Annotated in this window: 13 protein-coding genes; 2 read left to right on the top strand and 11 right to left on the bottom strand. The window is 58.3% G+C overall.

From position 1 onward, the window contains the following. Window positions 1-6: 6 nt before the first annotated feature. A complete protein-coding gene (locus EQM14_RS13295) occupies window positions 7-729 on the bottom strand; it encodes an MBL fold metallo-hydrolase (RefSeq protein WP_128743667.1) in 723 nt (240 codons plus the stop codon). A gap of 54 nt (window positions 730-783) precedes the next feature. Continuing rightward, window positions 784-3372 (bottom strand): cation-translocating P-type ATPase, encoded by a 2589-nt coding sequence (locus tag EQM14_RS13290; protein ID WP_243112534.1) that lies wholly within the window; start codon window positions 3370-3372, stop codon window positions 784-786. A 434-nt stretch (window positions 3373-3806) separates the two neighbouring features. Here EQM14_RS13290 and EQM14_RS13285 point away from each other — a divergent pair, with 434 nt between their 5' ends. Next, complete coding sequence (locus EQM14_RS13285; RefSeq protein ID WP_164919086.1) at window positions 3807-4730, top strand: AEC family transporter; 924 nt, start codon at window positions 3807-3809, stop codon at window positions 4728-4730. A 233-nt stretch (window positions 4731-4963) separates the two neighbouring features. Here the strand turns inward: EQM14_RS13285 and EQM14_RS13280 are convergent, their stop codons facing one another. The 5 genes from EQM14_RS13280 to cysK form a co-directional block, all read right to left on the bottom strand. Further along, window positions 4964-8110 carry an AAA family ATPase gene (locus EQM14_RS13280; RefSeq protein ID WP_128743664.1) on the bottom strand — a complete coding sequence of 1049 codons (3147 nt, stop codon included), beginning with the start codon at window positions 8108-8110 and terminating at the stop codon, window positions 4964-4966. Further along, window positions 8107-9258, bottom strand: a complete 1152-nt coding sequence (locus EQM14_RS13275) for an exonuclease SbcCD subunit D (protein WP_128743663.1) — start codon at window positions 9256-9258, stop codon at window positions 8107-8109. The genes EQM14_RS13280 and EQM14_RS13275 overlap by 4 nt, the downstream gene beginning before the upstream one ends. Window positions 9259-9262: 4 nt before the next feature. After that, window positions 9263-9625 carry a VOC family protein gene (locus tag EQM14_RS13270; protein ID WP_128743662.1) on the bottom strand — a complete coding sequence of 121 codons (363 nt, stop codon included), beginning with the start codon at window positions 9623-9625 and terminating at the stop codon, window positions 9263-9265. 730 nt (window positions 9626-10355) lie between these two features. Further along, window positions 10356-11171: a tRNA threonylcarbamoyladenosine dehydratase gene (locus tag EQM14_RS13265; protein WP_128743661.1), complete on the bottom strand. Its 816-nt coding sequence runs from the start codon at window positions 11169-11171 to the stop codon at window positions 10356-10358. 14 nt (window positions 11172-11185) lie between these two features. Next, window positions 11186-12112 carry a cysteine synthase A gene (gene cysK / locus EQM14_RS13260; RefSeq protein ID WP_128743660.1) on the bottom strand — a complete coding sequence of 309 codons (927 nt, stop codon included), beginning with the start codon at window positions 12110-12112 and terminating at the stop codon, window positions 11186-11188. A 175-nt stretch (window positions 12113-12287) separates the two neighbouring features. On the opposite strand from cysK, the gene EQM14_RS13255 reads away from it, so the two are divergent. Then, window positions 12288-12734 carry an RrF2 family transcriptional regulator gene (locus EQM14_RS13255; RefSeq protein ID WP_128743659.1) on the top strand — a complete coding sequence of 149 codons (447 nt, stop codon included), beginning with the start codon at window positions 12288-12290 and terminating at the stop codon, window positions 12732-12734. 78 nt (window positions 12735-12812) lie between these two features. Here EQM14_RS13255 and EQM14_RS13250 read toward each other — a convergent pair whose 3' ends face one another. The 4 genes from EQM14_RS13250 to EQM14_RS13235 form a co-directional block, all read right to left on the bottom strand. Continuing rightward, window positions 12813-13526, bottom strand: a complete 714-nt coding sequence (locus EQM14_RS13250) for a Crp/Fnr family transcriptional regulator (RefSeq protein ID WP_243112533.1) — start codon at window positions 13524-13526, stop codon at window positions 12813-12815. Between the two features lie 30 nt (window positions 13527-13556). Continuing rightward, window positions 13557-14978, bottom strand: coding sequence for an MATE family efflux transporter (locus tag EQM14_RS13245; RefSeq protein ID WP_128743658.1), 1422 nt, complete (start codon window positions 14976-14978; stop codon window positions 13557-13559). A 30-nt stretch (window positions 14979-15008) separates the two neighbouring features. Next, window positions 15009-15962, bottom strand: a complete 954-nt coding sequence (mltG, locus tag EQM14_RS13240) for an endolytic transglycosylase MltG (protein WP_128743657.1) — start codon at window positions 15960-15962, stop codon at window positions 15009-15011. Between the two features lie 149 nt (window positions 15963-16111). Continuing rightward, entirely contained in the window at window positions 16112-17341 is a 1230-nt protein-coding gene (locus EQM14_RS13235) for a class I SAM-dependent rRNA methyltransferase (protein WP_128743656.1), read from the bottom strand. Window positions 17342-17411: the final 70 nt, after the last annotated feature.

The following is a 17411-nucleotide window of genomic DNA, read 5'->3' as shown; positions in this document are numbered from 1 at the left end:
AGCTTTTCAGCGCTTTTGATAGGTCATGACATCTCCCCGGTCCCGGTAAAACAGCACCTTGTTCAACCAGGGTTTCAATGAGGGATCGGTTTTCAGCGATTCGTAAAATTCCAGTTTCCCAAATGAATGCATCGGAACGACGGATTCTGCTCCGACCGTTTTCATAAAATAAGTCAGGCCGAGCAGCGCGTTCTGCTCCTGCCTGGGATCGACAGGCAGAAAGGCCACGTCGATTTCCTCGCCGCGCAGTTTGTCGATCTGTTCCCGGTAGCGCCGGCCCATCTCTTCGTTGTCCTCCTCCGGTTCGCCATCCCAGTGCCACCAGTTCAGATCGCCCGCATGGTAGACGCACAGTCCGTCGGTATGGACCAAAAACGCAACGCCCAGATCGGTCGATTCCAGCGCGCGCACGGTCAGGCCGCCCAGGTCGGCGGTTTCGCCCGGCGCGATTTTCACGGCGTCCTCGGGCGCGTGGATCTCATCCGCGAGGACATAGCGAATGTTCGCGACGGCTTTCCTCCAACTGAAAATTTTTGGGCTGTAATGATCCGGATGGCTGTGGGAGGCGAAAACGACGACGTTCTTATCGCGGATTTCCTCCGGATCAATGACCCCTTTCGACAGCCCGCAGCCCTTCGGAGTGTCGAGATAATAATCAAAGATCAGAAAATGACCGGCGGTTTCCAACGAGAAACCGCTGTGATACAAATACCGGATTTCAGCGTTCATCTGTATTTCCCCTTTTTTCCCCTATTATATCACATCGCTGCAACCCGGAGCCGGTCAGCGGCTCAAAAAACGCTGGACCGCCTTCACCGCTTCCACGATGGGCAGAATCAGCAGCGCCGTTCCGATGGAGATCATGTACTGGCGCGCCGTCAGCGACACCATTGAGAAGACGGAGGCCAGAAACGGAAGCTCGACCATTGCGAAGGTCAGCAGCAGAGCGGCCAGCATGGTGCCGAGAAGGATCTTATTCTGACCGTGCAGAAGAAATACGGAGCCTCTGCGGGAACGCAGATTAAACGAGTGAAAGATTTCGCACATCGACAGGGTGACGAAGGCCATGGTGGTGCCGACGTCCGGCCCGCTTTGGCTGCCGATCCAGTAGACGAGCAGGGTCAGCGCGGCGACCGCGGCGCCCTGGTAGAGAACGTCGGCTCCGAGTCCGTCCGCGAACAGGCTTTCGCTTTTGCCGCGGGGCGGGCGTCCCATGATCCCTTTTTCGGCCGGTTCCGTCCCAAGAGCGACGGCCGGCAGACTATCGGTGATCAGGTTGATCCAAAGAATATGGATCGGCCGGAACAGGGAGAAGCCGAGCAGAGTCGCGACAAAAATGGAGATCACTTCGCTGAGGTTGGAGGAGAGCAGGAACTGGATGGTTTTCAGGATGTTGTCGTAGATCCTGCGCCCTTCCCGAACCGCGTAGACGATGGTGGCGAAATTGTCGTCGGCCAGCACCATGTCCGCCGCGTTTTTGGTCACATCCGTGCCGGTGATGCCCATCCCGACGCCGATATCCGCCGTTTTCAGGGCGGGAGCGTCGTTCACGCCGTCACCGGTCATGGCGGTGATCAGGCCGAGGTCTTTCAAAGCGCTGACAATGCGGACTTTATGCTCCGGCTGCACCCGGGCGTAGGCCCCGCAGCGCTGCACGGCTTCCCTGAGCTCCCCGTCGGAGAGGCGGTCCAGCTCGCTGCCGGTCATGACGGTTTCCCCGGGTCCCGCGATGCCGATCTGGGCGGCGATGGCCGCCGCGGTATCCTTGTGGTCCCCGGTAATCATAACCGGGCGGATTCCGGCCCGGCGGCATTCGCGCACGGCTTCCGCGGCTTCTTCCCTCACGGGGTCGATCATGCCGGCAAGGCCCAGAAAAGTCAGGCCGGTTTCCAGCTTTTCCGGAGTAAAGCCGTCCGGCAGGGCGGACAGCGGCTTCTGCGCGGCGGCCAGGACCCGCAGGGCCCGGCCCGCCATGTCACGGTTCGCGTCGAGAATTTCCCGGCGGAACTCCTCCGTCATCGGAAGAACGGCTCCGTCCCGCATCACGCTGCCGCAGCGCTTTAAGATTTCATCCGGCGCGCCTTTTGTGTACTGGATCAGCCCGCCCTCCGGAAGGACGTGCACAGTGGTCATCATTTTGCGCATCGAGTCGAACGGGGCCTCGCCCCTGCGCGGAAATCCGGCTTCCAATCCGTTTTTGTCGAAGCCTTCCTTCAGCGCGAAGGCGACCAGCGCGTTTTCGGTCGGCTCGCCGACGATTTCGCCGCTCTGGGGGTTCAGGCGGGAATCGCTGCACAGGGCGAAAGCTTTTGGCAGCAGCGTGCGTTCGCCGAACGTATCGACTACCGTCATTTTGTTTTGAGTCAGGGTCCCGGTTTTATCCGTGCAGATCACCTGGGTGCATCCAAGAGTCTCCACCGCCGTCAGTTTTCGGATAATCGCATTTCGGGCCGACATTTTGGAAACGCCGATCGAAAGCACGATCGTCACCACGGCCGCAAGACCTTCCGGAACGGCGGCGACGGCCAGGCTGACCGCCAGCAGAAAGGTGTTCAGCACGGCCTGAGAGCTGTAATCGTGCAGGGTAAAAAGGCTGAACGCAAACACGAACGCGCAGATGGCGAGCACTCCGATGCTCAGCAGGCGGCTGAGCTGATCCAGCCGCCGCTGCAGCGGGGTTTCTTCTTCTTTCGCTTTGGCCAGCGTGTCTGCGATTTTCCCCATTTCAGTGTTCATTCCAGTCGCTGTGACAACGCCTGTTCCGCGGCCGTAAACGGTGCTGCCCCCCAGATAGGCCATATTGGTCCGGTCGCCCAGAGGAACTCCCTCCGAGGCCTGGAGAGCGTCCGATGTTTTGTCCACGGGGACGGATTCGCCGGTCAGCGCGGCCTCTTCCATTTTCAGCGAAGCCGCCTCCAGAAGGCGCAAATCCGCGGGGACGGCGTCCCCCGCCTCCAATAGGACGATGTCGCCCCTCACCAGTTCGGAGGAGGGAATGGAGGAGATCTCACCGCCGCGACGCACTTTGGCCCGGGAGGCAGTCATTTTCTGCAGTGCCTCAATCGCCTTTTCGGATTTGTTCTCCTGCACGATCCCAAGGATGGAGTTGAGCAGGACCACGAACAAAATAACGGAGGCGTCCGTCATTTCTCCCATCAGTCCGGAAATGACCGCCGCGGCCAGCAGGATCAAAATCATCGGATTCATGAGCTGTTCTTTCAGCCGGGACAGAAATGATTTTTTTTCGGCGTCCTTCAGCCGGTTCGGCCCCTGCTCCAGCAGCCGGCGCTTCGCCTCCTCCGGTGAAAGGCCGTCGGTGCGGCTGTTGAGTTCCCGCAGTACGTCGGCGGATTCTTTCAGATAGCTATTCAAGGGCAGCTCCTCCTTCCAAACGGATTCCCTTCTTATGGTATCCTGATTTTTCAGCAAATCACGCATCCCTCTCTCATTATTTGCAGTTTCGGCGGAGGAAAAGAAAAAGACCCCTGCCAGAAACAAACATTTCTGGTAAAGGTCTTGCTTTCCAAAAGAGTTTGGATCGGAGGCCAGAAGCTTGCGCAACGGTTGTTGACCTTCCGAAATTCAGCTACTCCCCTTTATCCCGGACAGCTTTCATTTGTTTGTTTATCATATCATACTGGCCGCCGGGTTAAAATGGAAAAAAGAATTATAAAATTTATTTGCGCTTTGGAATCCTTGACAGAAGGAACCGGGCGCTTTATACTTAACTATATCTCATAAAAACAGGAAATTCGACTTTCCGGCCAATGCCGGAAAGTCAGCCTGATGCGGCAGGGTGGTTAGAAATGATATCCTTATTCCTCAGTGTTCTGCTCAAGGTAGCCATCCTGTTTTTGATGATCGGGGCGGGCTATGTCTGCGGTAAAATAAATTTTATTTCGGACGGCGGGGCGAAAGAAATGACCTCCGTCCTTTTTTGGGTCGTCACTCCCTGCGTGATCATCACGTCCCTGCAGGATATGCTCGGCAAAGTCAGCGTGGGCAGCCTTCTCCTCTCCGGCGCGCTTTCCGCCGTCTGCGCCGTGGCCGCCATCGGCTTCAGCTATCTGCTGTTCCGAAAAGCTCCGCCGGAGCGAAGGAAAATCCTCCGTTTCGCCGTGGCGTATTCCAACTGCGGCTTTGTGGGCCTGCCGCTGGTGGACGCGGTTCTGGGAAGCCAGGGAGTGGCCTATGCTTCCGTGTTCATGGCCGTTTTCAATTTGTTTGTGTGGACGCACGGCGTCTCCAGCATGAAGATGGAACCGCAGATCGACTGCAAAAATGCGATCGTGAATCCGGGCGTGCTTGGATTCGCGGCCGGCTTTGTTCTTTTTGTTTTTTCCGTTCGTTTGCCGGAAGTGATTTTATCCCCGATGCAGTGTTTTTCCGAAATGAATACGCCGCTTGCAATGCTGGTGGTCGGCGTTTACATTACGCAGGTCCCCTTCCGCGAACTCTTTAACGATGCCAGCCTTTACGTGCTTTCGCTGGCGCGTCTGCTGGCGGTCCCCCTGATCTGCTTCTGCCTTTTGCTTCCGCTGCACGTCGACAGAACGATTTTCACTTCGCTCCTGATTCTTTCCTCGGCGCCGTCCGCGGCAAATTCGGTGATGTTTGCGGCGCAGTTCGGAGGGGATACGCGTCTCGGCTCGAAAGCCGTTGCCCTGACCACGCTGTTCTCCGCTTTGACCATGCCGCTGTTCCCGATCCTTGTGCAATGCTTCTATTAAAAAGGAATGCTGACTGAGAAAAAAGCCGATGCTGGAATTGCAGCATCGGCTTCTTCAATCGGCTTTGAAATAACATATAGTATATTATAATCAAATGTTACGGAAAGTAATATTTCTTTTCAAAACTCCAATATCGGATCGTTTTCGAGCCGAGCCGCCGGAATCCGGTTCGCATGGGTCATTTCCGCCGGGCGGCGCCGCAATTCGCCGGAATCCGAGGCATCTTGGCATATTTATTTAACAATCCGTATTTTGCTGCCGCATACTCCTTTTTGTATAATAATCTGCCGGTCGATTTGCTCCCGCAGCTCGGCGACGTGGGAGATGATGCCAACCAGCCGGTCCCCTTCCGCAAGGCCGGCCAGCGTCGCGATGGCCTGCTGGCGGGACTCGTCGTCCAGGGAGCCGAATCCCTCGTCGATGAACATGGTTTCGATCCGCACGCCGCCTGCAAAGCTCTGCACGACGTCCGAAAGGCCGAGCGCAAGCGAAAGCGAAGCCTTGAAGGATTCCCCGCCGGAAAGGGAGCGGACGTCGCGCGTCTTGCCGTTGTAATTGTCCAGCACGTCGATCTCCAGCCCGGAACGGGAGCGCAGGTCGGATGGATTTTCCCTTCGGAGCAGGACATACCTGCCGTTGGTCATGGCGGAAAGGCGCCGGTTTGCCTGCTGTAGCACGCGGCCGAAATAGGCCGCCTGAACATATTGCTCGAAGTCGAGCTTCTGTTTGCCGCTCTGTTCCCCGTTGGCGGTTCTGGAAAGCCCGCGGATGCGGGCGTATTTTTCTTCCAGGTCCTTCCGGTCCGCCAAGGACCGGCTGATCCGCCGCTGTACGCCCTGATTGTTTTCCAGATGGGCGGAAAGCGTATGAAAAGCGGATTCTCTTGAAAGCTGTTCCTGTTGTTCCCGGGCGAGCTCCTGCTCCAGCCCCGCGAGGTCGGAGGGAGTTTTCCCGGAGGTCTCCGCCGTGAGGCGGCGTATCATGTCCTCGGTCCGCAGCCGGTCGTCCCGGTAATCGGTCTGATTTTGCCGCAGCCGTTCCATTTGCTCGGCAGGAAGGATGCATGCGAGATATTCTTCCTCCGTCCGGAATCCGGCCTCCGTCAGGCGGAGACGGTACTCCTGCTCCAGCCCTTCCGCCTGGGTTCGGGTCAGACCCACCCTTTTTCGGTTATCCTCAAGGACGGCGGCCGCCCCTTCCCGTTCGCCGAGACAGGAACGGTATGCGTCCTCCGCCTTTTGAAGAGACTGTTTCATCGCGGTGAGCGTGCGGTTCAGCTCATCGAGTTTTTGCTCGGCTTCCCTCTCCGTCGGGAAAGGGAGGGAAGCGCGCGCCGACATCGTCTCGGCGCGCTTTGCCTCCAGCGATGCCGAAAAGCTGTTTCTTTTTCCGGTCAGTGTTTCCAGCTCGCGGTCGGCGTCCGCCAGATCTTTTTCGGTCAGGCCCAGCCGCGCGGAGCATTCGGATTTTCTCCGGCAGCGTTTTTCCTGAGCGCCCAGCTTTGCCAGAGCCTGGGTGCGATCCTGTTCGGCCTGTGCGCGAACTTGGAGCGCTCTTTGTTCCAGAGCCTGAACGTTTTCATCGCCCGTGACGCCGCCGAGCAGATCGTTGACGGATTTGCGAAGGTTTTCCCGGTCGGACAGAATGCGGGTTTCGGCGGCTTTGAGTTTCAGGCCGGCCGATTCCAGCGCGCCGTGATGCCGGTCGCGCTCCGCTTTCAGGCGTCGGAGCTGTTCTTCCGTCACGGCCGGCCCGTCCAGGACGGCCGGGCGGGGATGGCTGGTGGAGCCGCAGACGGGGCAGGGAGCCCCGTCGGCCAAACCGGAGGCAAGAAGCCCGGCCTGCTGGCGCAGAAAGGCCCGTTCCGCCAGGTCGCAGGAGGCATTCGCCTCACGGTAAGCGGCCTCTTCTTTCAGATATCCGTTCCGCGTCGAACGGTATCCGTCGATCAGTTTTCGGATGTTCCCGACGGAGTCCAGGATCCCGGAAAGAGCCTCGCAGGTCCTGCGGGCATTTTCCTCGGCCGTTTTGCAGGCGAGGCGTTCGACCTCCGCGTCCGCCAGGCCTTCAAGTTCTGCCCGAAGCCGATCGCGCACCTCCGCAAGGGTTTTCTTTTTTTCGCTGAGGGAACCCAGAAGCGTGTCCTGTCCGGCGAGGGAACGCTCCAGCTCCACGGTTTGCCGTTCCAGAAGCTCCGCTTTCCGGTAGCCCGGGAGTACGGAGGAAAGCGTGCCGATCGCACCCGAAAGTTTTTCGCGCTCCGGCTCCTTCTCTCGCTCCGCCGCCGCCGCCGCTTTCAATCCGCCGAGGGCGGCATCCGCAGTGGCGATTTTTCCGGCCAGGGCCGCAATCTCCTCTTCCAGCGCCTGGAGCGCCTTTTGTTCCCGGAGCAATGCGGAACGGGCCGGCGTGACGCGCGACCCGGCCTGCTCCGCCGCGCGCAGCGCTTTTGCCTGCCGCTCCATCTCCCCGCCTTGTTCCAGAAGCTCCGCATGATGTTTTTTTGCCGATTCCAGCGACTCAAAAGCCTGCGCCGTCTGCCGTGCGGCGGCCAGAGAAGCGATCAGCCCGGAAACTCTGTCCCGCGACCCGGCCAGCTCGTTCTCTGCGGCTTTCAGCTCGCCGGCGTCGTCCGCGTTTGCGGCGGACAGGAGCTGCAGGACTTGAGGGATCAGATTGACGTCATTTTCGCCGAGACAGGCGGACAGCGCCTCTTCGAGTGCGCTGTTCTCCCCGGGACGGATCAGAGCGGCGTCCTGCAGAATGCCGCGGGCGCTCTCCTCCCAGCCGCGGCGCAATTCCAGCTCCCGGGTTTTCAGCAGTTCCTCCACGCGGCGGAACAGGTCGGTGGAAAACACGCGGCGGAAGATTTCCGCGCGTTCGGCGCTTTCCGCGAGAAGCAGATCGAGAAATTCTCCCTGAGCGATCATCGCCACCTGTTTGAACTGCCTGTGGTCGATGCCGAGCAGCCCGACGATCTCCTGCGTCACGCGGGAGCTTCCCGTCCGCACGGAGCCGTCCGGCAGGGTCAGAACGGCGTCCGCGGTTTCCGTCGCTTCCCCGGCGCCTCTTTTCTTCGGGCGTTTGTAACTCGGATTTCGCAGAATTTTGTATTCCTTCCCGCCATGGGAGAAGAGAAGCTCCACAAAGGTTTTGGTATCCGGCTCTGAGAAATTGCTCCTCAGCGTGTCGAGGGTCCGGGTGGAGCCGCTGACCTCGCCGAACAGCGCGAACGAGATCGCGTCAAAAATCGTGGTCTTGCCCGCGCCGGTGTCCCCGCAGATCAGAAACAGCCCGCCGGACCCAAATTCCCGCATGGGGAGTTCCACCCGGCCGGCGTAGGGGCCGAACGCGCTGACGACCAGGTTCAGCGGCTTCATATGGCGTCCCTCCCGGCTTCCTCGATGATTTTTCCGATGATCTCCCGTTCCTCGCCGGACATCGGCGCTCCGTTGCGGTCCTGATAGAATTCTTCAAACAACTGCATCGGCGTTCTGAGCGAGGGATCTCCCGACGCTGAAGTGCCGGTATTTTGGGAATCCATCCGCCTGTTTTCAAAATCGATCCGCATCAGATTGGGATAAATCGCGCGCAGCTTTCCGGCCGCATCGGCAATCTCCTTTTCATCGGTCAGAACGGCGCGGATGTAATCCTCCCGGTTGGTTCCCTCAAAGGTTTCCGGCGCGGTCAGCGCCTCGATCGGGCCGCGGATCTCCCTCATGTCCCGCAGCGGCGTCAGGGGAATCCGGGTCAGCTCGATTTTTCCTTTCTCGCCCAGCTCCGCCACCGTGACACTCTTTTTCTGCCGGGTCTCCGAAAAGGAATATTTCAGCGGGGAGCCGGCATAGCGCGCCGTCGGGCGTCCGATCTGCTGCGGCCCGTGCAGATGGCCGAGGGCGACGTAGTCGAACCCGTCGAACGCGGAAACATCGACGCTGTCCAGCCCGCCGACGGAAACCGTTTCACTGTCGCAGCGGTCCGGCTCCGCGGAGCCGCTGACGACGAATTGATGAGCGACCAGAACGTTCCGCTCGCCGGGGTCGGGCGGGACCGTGCCGAGCGCCGCGCGGACCGCGTGGTCGTAGGTGTCCGTTTTTTCGGGTCCGAAAAAAGGCTGTGCCGCGGCGGGACGCAGGAACGGCAGCAAATAAATATGTACGGTTCCGAACCGGTCGGAAAGAACGGCGTGGGGAACGGTTCCCTGGAAGGTGCCCGCGATCATCACGTTGTTTTTGCGCATGATGCGGCTGCCGAAATCAAGCCGTTCCGGAGAATCGTGATTCCCGCTGATGGCGAATACGGGAATGGCCTGTCCGGACAGCTCGGTCAGAAAATCGTCCAAAAGCGTGACGGCCTCCCCGACCGGAATGCTCCGGTCATAGAGGTCGCCCGCGATCAGAACGGCGTCCGGGCGCACGTCGCGCGCGATTCCGGCAATCTGTTCCAGGATATGCCTCTGGTCTTCCAGCATGCTGAATTCGCAGACGCGCTTGCCGATGTGGAGATCGGAGAGGTGAAGCAGTTTCATCGGTTTAATCCAGAATTTCGATCCAGTACCCGTCCGGATCGGAGATAAAGTAGAGGTTCATGTCGTGGTTCTCGTAGCAGATGCATCCCATTTCCTTGTGGAGGGCGTAGGCGGCTTTTTTATCCGGGACCTTTACGGCGAGATGGATTTCGTTGTCGCCGAGATTGTAGGGTTCTTTGCGGTCGCGGTACCAGGTCAGCTCCAGGTTGTAATCGGTCTGTCCGTCCCCAAGGAAAACGATGAGGAACGACCCGTCCGGAGGAGTGATGCGGCGGACTTCCTTCAGACCCAGCGCGCGGCTGTAAAACTCCAGGCTTTTGTCAAGGTTCAGCACGGTAAAGTTGGTGTGCAGAAATCTGGAATTCATAAGAATGCCTCCCTGTTCTAATTTTAAATATTATAACATGAACCACAGAGCCTTAGAAAACAGGACCGGCCCGCAATCATGTTTCAATGTTCTCTCAGGCGTCGGAAGCTCTGCTTCCGCTTACGCCGTGAGGTTATTATAACATGAACCGTGAAGCCGCATAAAACGCGACCGGGCCGCAATCATGTTTCAATGTTCTCTCAGGCGTCGGAAGCTCTGCTTCCGCTTACGCCGTGAGGTTATTATAACATGAACCGCGAAGCCGCAGAAAATGTGTCCGGCCCGCAATCATGTTTCAATGTTCTCTCAGGCGTCGGAAGCTCTGCTTCCGCTTACGCCGTGAGGTTATTATAACATGAACCGCGAAGCCGCAGAAAATGTGTCCGGGCTGCAATCATGGTTCAATGTTCTCTCAGGCGTCGGAAGCTTTGCTTCCGCTTACGCCGTGAGGTTATTATAACATGAACCACAGAGCCTTAGAAAACAGGACCGGCCCGCAATCATGTTTCAATGTTCTCTCAGGCGTCGGAAGCTTTGCTTCCGCTTACGCCGTGAGGTTATTATAACATGAACCACAGAGCTTTAGAAAACAGGACCGGCCCGCCAATCATGGTTCAATGTTCTCTCAGGCGTCGGAAGCTCTGCTTCCGCTTACGCCGTGAGGTTATTATAACACAGAATCTTCCGTACGAAAACGATGAAAAAGCTCCGCGCGGGGCGGAGCTTTTTATTACGGTTCTATGGAGGAAGCACCTTCCCGCGGGTCCGTTTCCGGCGGGGACGGAAGCTGTCCTATTCCGGCGAGATCCTTGAGAACTTCTCCGGCGAGGATCATTCCGGCGACCGGAGGGACGAACGGGACGCTCCCCGGGATGGCGCGGCGCTCGGTGCACTTTCTGCGGGTGCCGGGAGGGCAGACGCAGTGGTTCCGGCAGCTGATCTCGCAATCGTCGATCGGTTGAAGTGGGGGCTCCTTCGAGTAGACGACTTTCAGGCTTTTCACTCCGCGCGCCTTGAGTTCCCGGCGCATGACCCGCGCGAGCGGGCAGACGCTGGTTTTGTAGATGTCCGCAACCTCGAACCGGGTCGGATCCAGCTTGTTGCCGGCGCCCATGCAGCTGATCACCGGGACGCCCGCTTGCTTCGCGCGGACGATCAGCTCCAGCTTCGCGGTGACGGTGTCTACCGCGTCGATCACATAGCCGTATCGGGACAGGTCGAATTCGCCGGCATTATCTGGCGTGTAAAAGCATTGGTGAAGCTCCACCCGGCAGTCCGGGTTGATCTCCAGGATCCGGTCGCGCATCGCCTCCACTTTCGGGGTCCCGATGGTCTTGCGAGTGGCGTGAATCTGGCGGTTCAGATTCGTCAGGCAGACGCGGTCGTCGTCGAACAGCGCGAGAGTGCCGACCCCGGCGCGGGCAAGCGCCTCAACGGCATAGGAGCCGACCCCGCCGATCCCGAAGACGGCGACCGATGCGTTTTTGATCTTTTTCATGGCCTCGCCGCCCAGCAGAAGCTGAGAGCGGGAAAATTGGTCCAGCATGGATTTCCTCCGAGTCAGTCGAAATAAAACGGCGTGGAAAGATACCGCTCGCCGGTGTCCGGCAGAAGGGCGACGATCCGCTTCCCGCGGTTTTCCGGGCGCTGGGCGAGCAGCCTTGCCGCCCAGACGGCCGCTCCCGACGAAATTCCCGTCAGGATGCCTTCCCACCGGGCAAGCTCTTTTCCGGTCTGATAGGCGTCTTCGTCCCGCACGGGGATGATCTCATCCAACAATCCGGTGTCGAGCGTTCTCGGCACGAATCCCGCCCCAAGGCCCTGCAGCTTGTGCGGGCCGGGTTTTTTGCCCGAAAGAACCGCAGAGTCCGCCGGTTCCACCGCGACGGCGCGCACTTCCGGCTTTTTTTCCTTCAGGTATCGCGCGACTCCGGTGACGGTTCCGCCCGTTCCGACCCCGGCAATAAAAATATCCACGCCGCCCTCTGTGTCCCGCCAGATTTCTGGCCCCGTGGTATCGTAGTGAGCGCGCGGATTGGAGGGGTTGGTGAACTGGCCGGGGAGGAAGGAATCCGGCGTCTCCTTCTGAAGTTCTGCGGCTTTGTCGATGGCGCCCTGCATTCCCAGATTCCCGTCGGTCAGCACCACCTCGGCGCCATAGGCTCCCAGCAGCTTCCGGCGCTCGACGCTCATGGTTTCCGGCATGGTCAGAATGATGCGGTACCCTTTTGAGGCCGCGACCGAGGCCAGGCCGATTCCCGCGTTGCCGCTTGTCGGCTCGATGATTACCGAGCCGGGTTTCAAAAGCCCTGATTTCTCAGCGTCCTCGATCATGGACTTTGCAATGCGGTCCTTGACGCTTCCGGCCGGATTCAGATATTCCAGCTTCGCGAGAACGGCCGCGTTCAAGCCGTGCCTGCGTTCATAGTTGGAAAGCTCCAGCAACGGAGTGTTTCCGATCAGGTCCGTAACAGTTTTCGCAAACAAGGATTTCCCACCTCTGCTATTTTCTATTTTGTCTCATTATAGGTCGCTTTTCCGTTTCCTGTCAATGCAGACCGAGCAAAAATAGAAAAATAGTATGATTTGCGGCGGTCGGACTTGACTTCCCCAATCGGATTGGATATGATAGAAATAAGAAGCAGATCAAAGGAGAATTCTTATGAGAATCTCTTCAAAGGGGAGATACGGCCTGGCCGCTATGATATGCATGGCGGAGGGATATGGAAGCGACGCCTGTATCACCATCATCAGCCTTTCGGAGCGGCTCGGCATCTCAAAAATCTATCTTGAACAGGTGTTTTCGCTGCTGAAGCGCGGCGGGCTGGTTCTTGCCATCAAGGGAGCGCAGGGCGGGTACAAGCTGTCAAGACCGCCGCAGGAAATACTCGTCTATGAAATTCTGAGGGCGCTGGAGCAGTCCCTTTTTGAAAAGACGGTGGAGTCTGTACAGCAAAAAGCGGGGAATATCGAAAAGGCGATGCAAAATTCCGTTTTCTCCGTTCTGGATCTGTCGGTGGAACAAGTCCTTCGGAAGATTACGCTGCTGGACCTTCTGTCCGAGTCCGAAAGACAGAAACAGGATTCCTGTTATATGTTTTATATTTGATAAAATTTGATCCCTCTTTCCGGGCTTGGCGGAAAGAGGGATCCCTTTCTGTTTGTCAAATGTTCTCCCGCGGCCCGTTCAGCTTTTTCCGTGCCCCGGCGTTTGTGCGGCTTGCGAGGAGAGAGCCTGCAGCTTTTTCCGGCTGAGGATCCGTATCTCTCCGCGGGAAAGCCGCACCAGCCCTTCGGACTGGAAATAGCGGAGCATGCGCGTTACGACTTCCCGCGCGGTCCCCATATTCTTGGCGATTTCCTCATGCGTTGTCGTCAGAAGGTCTCCGCCGCTGATAGCCGATTCCTCCAGCAGAAACATCGCCAGCCGCCGGTCGAAGCTCATGAACAGGATCTGCTCCATAAGCCATACCACGTCGGAAAACCGCGACGACAGGAGCTGGTTGGTATAGTCCGACACCGCGAGCGAGTTCTGGTTCAGATGATTGTAGACGGAAGTCGGGATCAGAATGGTCTCGCTGTCCTGCACGGCCTCGATGAATACGTCAAACCGGATGTTCTTCAGCATGCATGAGGCGGAGAAAATGCAGATGTCTCTTTCAAACAGGCGGAACAGGGTGATTTCTCGGCCCGCGTCCGAAAGAATGAAGGTGCGCACCTGCCCGCTTTTCACAATAAACAGACCCGCGCAGTCTGCCGAGCCGTTGTGCAGGCTGCTGCCTGCGGGATGGGACCTCGCCGCCGCGTTGGATTCCACCAGCTTCTTTTCCTGCTCGGTCAGGCGGTTCCAAAACGGGAGAGATTGACGAAGAAAGGTCAGATCCGATTGATTCAGGGACACGGCGGCACACCTCCGGCAGATATTTCCCCTTTAAGATTGGTTTTTTTCGATTTCCCCCGCGGTTTCTTTCGCCGGCTCCGGGCAGTTGCCGGAGCGGATCATCCCGTTCAGGTCCCGCAGGAACGGGGAGGTAATGAACAGCGCGATCACAAAAGTGAAACAGTCCGCCACCGGCTGGCTGATCTGGACGCCCAGTATTCCGAAGAACCTCGGCAGAACCACAATAGCGGGAAGAAAACAGAGCCCCTGCCGCAAAACGGCCAGCCATGTGGCCTGCTTTGCCTTTCCGATGGACTGGAACAGCATGTTGGAAATGACAACGAAGGTCTGAAGCGGCATGACGGCGCATTGGACCCGGAATGCGAACGCGCCGATCGCGATCACCTGCGGGTCGTCCCGGCGGAACATGGCCATGATCTGCGGAGCGAAGAGAAACGCGGCGGAACACAGGACAAGCAGGCCGAGAAAGCCGACCCGCAGACAGAACCAGTATGCCTGCTTCAGGCGGGCGTAGCATTTTGCGCCGTAATTGTAGCCTGCGACCGGCTGAAATCCCTGGCCAAAGCCGAGCAGAGCGGAGAGAATGAAGAAAAAGGAGCGGCCGACGATCGACATGGCCGCGACGGCGGCGTCGCCGTAAAATGCGGCGGAAACGTTCAGGGCGATGGTCGCGATGCTGGCAAGTCCCTGCCGGAAGAAGGACGGCATCCCGGTCCTCAGAATCTCCCAATGCATACTCCATTTGTATGAGAAATATTTCGCGCTGATTCCGACAATTGTCCGGTGGCGGATATAATTGAAAATCAGGATGACGAAACTGACGGATTGACCGATTACGGTGGCAATCGCCGCGCCCGCGATGCCCAGATGAAAAGTGAAGATCATCAGGGGGTCGAGAAACACATTCAAAACACAGCCGGTTGCGATGCCGATCATGGAAAAAAACGCTTTTCCCTCGGCGCGAAGGTCGTTGTTCATGACAAAGGTTGCGCACATGATCGGAGCGCCGTAAAGAATATACTGCGCATAGTTTTGCGCGTAGGGGAGGATGGTATCCGTCGCGCCCAGCAGACGCATCAGGCCGTCGCTGAAAATCAGCCCTGGAATCATGATGAGAAAGCCGACGGCAATCGCCGTGAAAAAGGCGGTGGAGGCGGCCTGAGCGGCCTCCGTGTTTCTCTTTTGCCCCAGAAATCGGGAAATGACTCCGCCGGACCCCATGCCCAGCATGAATCCCAGAGCCTGAATGATCGCCATTAGGGAAAACACGACGCCGACCGCTCCAGTGGCGCTGGTGCCGAGCTGGCCGACGAAATAAGTATCCGCGAGATTGTAGCCGGCCGAGATCAGCATGCTGACCATCGTCGGTCCCGCGAGGGAACAGATCAGACGGGGGATCGGGGTCTCTGTCATCCGCTCAAACTGTTTACGCGCATCGGTTGCCGCATTCATTCTTTTTCACCCTGTCCGTTTATGATTTCGTCAGTCCGCATAGAGCGGCGTGACGCCGGCGTTCGCCATCAACGTATCGCGGTCCTGCTGGGTGGCGCCGTAGTAATAATTATGGTCCGTCCCCGTCGCAAAGTACAGATAATCCGTGTCCGCCGGGTGCGCCGCCGCATAAAGGGCGTTCGCGCCCGGATTGGAGATCGGCCCGATCGGAAGGCCCGGGCTGCGGTTGGGGTATGTATTGTAATATTTGTTATACTTGTCTCCGAATTTCGGGACCAGATAAAGATTGCAGTAATCCCGGGTCGAGTCCGCCTGAAGAATCATGCCTGTTTTCAGCCGGTTATGGAATACGGACGAAACTTTCTTCATATTATCCGAATCGTCGGCTTCCCGCTCGATAATGGAGGCGAGCGTGATCAGCTGGTCCGTCGTCATGCCGGAATAAGAATATTTGCTTCCGATCTGGCTTTCCGCGCTGCGAAGGAATTTCCCGACCGCGTCCTGCGGCTTCATGTCGGTGTAAAACTCATAGGTGTCGGGGTACAGGTAACCCTCCAGCTTGTAACAGCGGTTTGGGCTGTTCGGTATTTTGGCGACAAGGGAATAATAGCTGAAATCGTACGTCTGCGCGGCTTTGATGAAATCGTCGGCGCGGCAGACTCCCTTCGCCTCCAGCCTCGCCGCGATCTGGGGAAGGGTAAATCCCTCAGGGACCGTGACCTTGACGGTCTTCGATTTTTCCTGGGCCGGGGACGCGGAGGAGGTCTTGGCCGCGGAAGACGAGGCGGCGGATTTGGAGGCAGCCCCGGAGGAAGAGGAGGACGCCGGGGCGGAATCAGAGGAAGACACGGAGGAGGAAGACGAACTTGCCTTGTCCCCTTCCGACGATACGGGCGCGGATGAACTCCCCTGACCGGAGGAGCAGGCGGTCAGCAAGCCGAACAGCGCGGCGAGCAGAAACGGACAGATTCTTTTTCTCAGCATACATTTTCTCCCAAATACGGTTCGAAGGAAACAGGGCGGATGAAAAACGCGGTTGTGCGTTCGTCAGATATCGACATTATTATAGAACACAATGCCGCATTTTACAACCGGACCGGTCCGGGAGGAAATAGTTGCCTGCCAAACTGGGGTCAGACAATCTGGAACAGATAGAATTTCAGGTAGGAGGTTTCCGGCACATTCCACAGGATCGGGTGGTCCGGGGCCTGCTGCCTGGCCTCGATCTGGCGAAGCGCCACCTGGGCGTCCAGAGCCGCGCGGCGGAGCACGTCCCGGAACAGCTCGTCCGTCATAAAGTGGGAACAGGAGCAGGTCGCGAGGTATCCTCCCCTCGGAAGAAGCTTCATCGCCCGGTAGTTGATTTCCCGGTATCCGCGGGAGGCGTTCGCGACCGTCTGCCGGGATTTGGTGAAGGCCGGAGGATCAAGGATCACAAAATCATATTCCCGGTTCCCGTTTTCGGCCAGGGAGGGGAGCAGGTCGAATACATTGGCGGTTTCAAACGACATGCGGTCCGAGAGGCCGTTGCGTTCCGCGTTTTCCCCCGCCATTGCGATCGCGTTTTCGGAAATGTCCACCGCGTGGACGCGAGCCGCGCCGGCCGCCGCGGCGTTCAGCGCAAAGCTGCCGGTGTCGGTGAAGCAGTCGAGGACCCTTTTGCCGCGCGCGACGGCGGCGGCCGCCCTGCGGTTGTATTTCTGGTCGAGGAAAAACCCCGTTTTCTGCCCGTTTTCAAAATCGACGGTGTATTCGATTCCGTTTTCGCGGATGACAGTCCTGCCGGATTCCGGCGCCGCCAGCCCGTCCAGAGGGAAAAAGCCGCGCCCCTGTTTCATCCCTTCCAGATCGCGAAGCCCGGAGTCGTTGCGCTCGTAGATGCCGTCGATCTTCTGTCCGTCCCCGGTCAGGATGCGGTACAGCAGGCGGAACAGCATCGGCTTGATTTTCTCAATGCCGAGCGACAGGGTCTGCGCCACCAGGATATTCCCGAACCGGTCCACGGTCAGCCCGGGGAAGAGGTCCGCTTCCCCAAAGATGATGCGGCAGCAGGCCAGGTCGTCCTTTTCCAGAACGGTTTTACGGTATTCCCACGCATAGCGCAGCCTGCGCTCGAAAAAGGCCTCGTCGAACCGGTCGTTCGCGTTGCGGGAGATCAGCCGGACCCTGATTTTCGAATGGGAGTTGTAAAAACCGGTGCCGAGGTACGCGCCGCGCCGGCTGACCACGTCGGCCAGATCCCCGTCCCCGCACGGATCTCCGCCGGTGATCTCCGTGCCGTAAACCCACGGATGTCCCGCAAGAATGCTCCGCTCCGCTTTCTGTGTGACGGTCAATTTAGGAAAGTCCCGTTTTTGATTCATTTTATAATTCCCCGCATTTAAAAACGGACGCGGCACATTGCCGCGCCCCCTGTTTGATTTGCCGGTAACC

Source organism: Caproiciproducens sp. NJN-50 (assembly GCF_004103755.1).
Taxonomy (GTDB): domain Bacteria; phylum Bacillota; class Clostridia; order Oscillospirales; family Acutalibacteraceae; genus Caproicibacter.
Note: the sequence above shows the minus strand (reverse complement) of the source record. Positions and strands in the feature narration are given on the sequence as shown.

Excerpts from the sequence above, each read along its gene's own strand:
- EQM14_RS13280 (WP_128743664.1), bottom strand. The coding sequence starts at position 8,110 with ATGAAGCCGCTGAACCTGGTCGTCAGCGCGTTCGGCCCCTACGCCGGC.
- EQM14_RS13275 (WP_128743663.1), bottom strand. The coding sequence starts at position 9,258 with ATGAAACTGCTTCACCTCTCCGATCTCCACATCGGCAAGCGCGTCTGC.
- EQM14_RS13255 (WP_128743659.1), top strand. The coding sequence starts at position 12,288 with ATGAGAATCTCTTCAAAGGGGAGATACGGCCTGGCCGCTATGATATGC.
- EQM14_RS13295 (WP_128743667.1), bottom strand. The coding sequence starts at position 729 with ATGAACGCTGAAATCCGGTATTTGTATCACAGCGGTTTCTCGTTGGAA.
- EQM14_RS13245 (WP_128743658.1), bottom strand. The coding sequence starts at position 14,978 with ATGAATGCGGCAACCGATGCGCGTAAACAGTTTGAGCGGATGACAGAG.
- EQM14_RS13270 (WP_128743662.1), bottom strand. The coding sequence starts at position 9,625 with ATGAATTCCAGATTTCTGCACACCAACTTTACCGTGCTGAACCTTGAC.
- EQM14_RS13285 (WP_164919086.1), top strand. The coding sequence starts at position 3,807 with ATGATATCCTTATTCCTCAGTGTTCTGCTCAAGGTAGCCATCCTGTTT.
- EQM14_RS13265 (WP_128743661.1), bottom strand. The coding sequence starts at position 11,171 with ATGCTGGACCAATTTTCCCGCTCTCAGCTTCTGCTGGGCGGCGAGGCC.
- EQM14_RS13235 (WP_128743656.1), bottom strand. The coding sequence starts at position 17,341 with ATGAATCAAAAACGGGACTTTCCTAAATTGACCGTCACACAGAAAGCG.
- mltG (WP_128743657.1), bottom strand. The coding sequence starts at position 15,962 with ATGCTGAGAAAAAGAATCTGTCCGTTTCTGCTCGCCGCGCTGTTCGGC.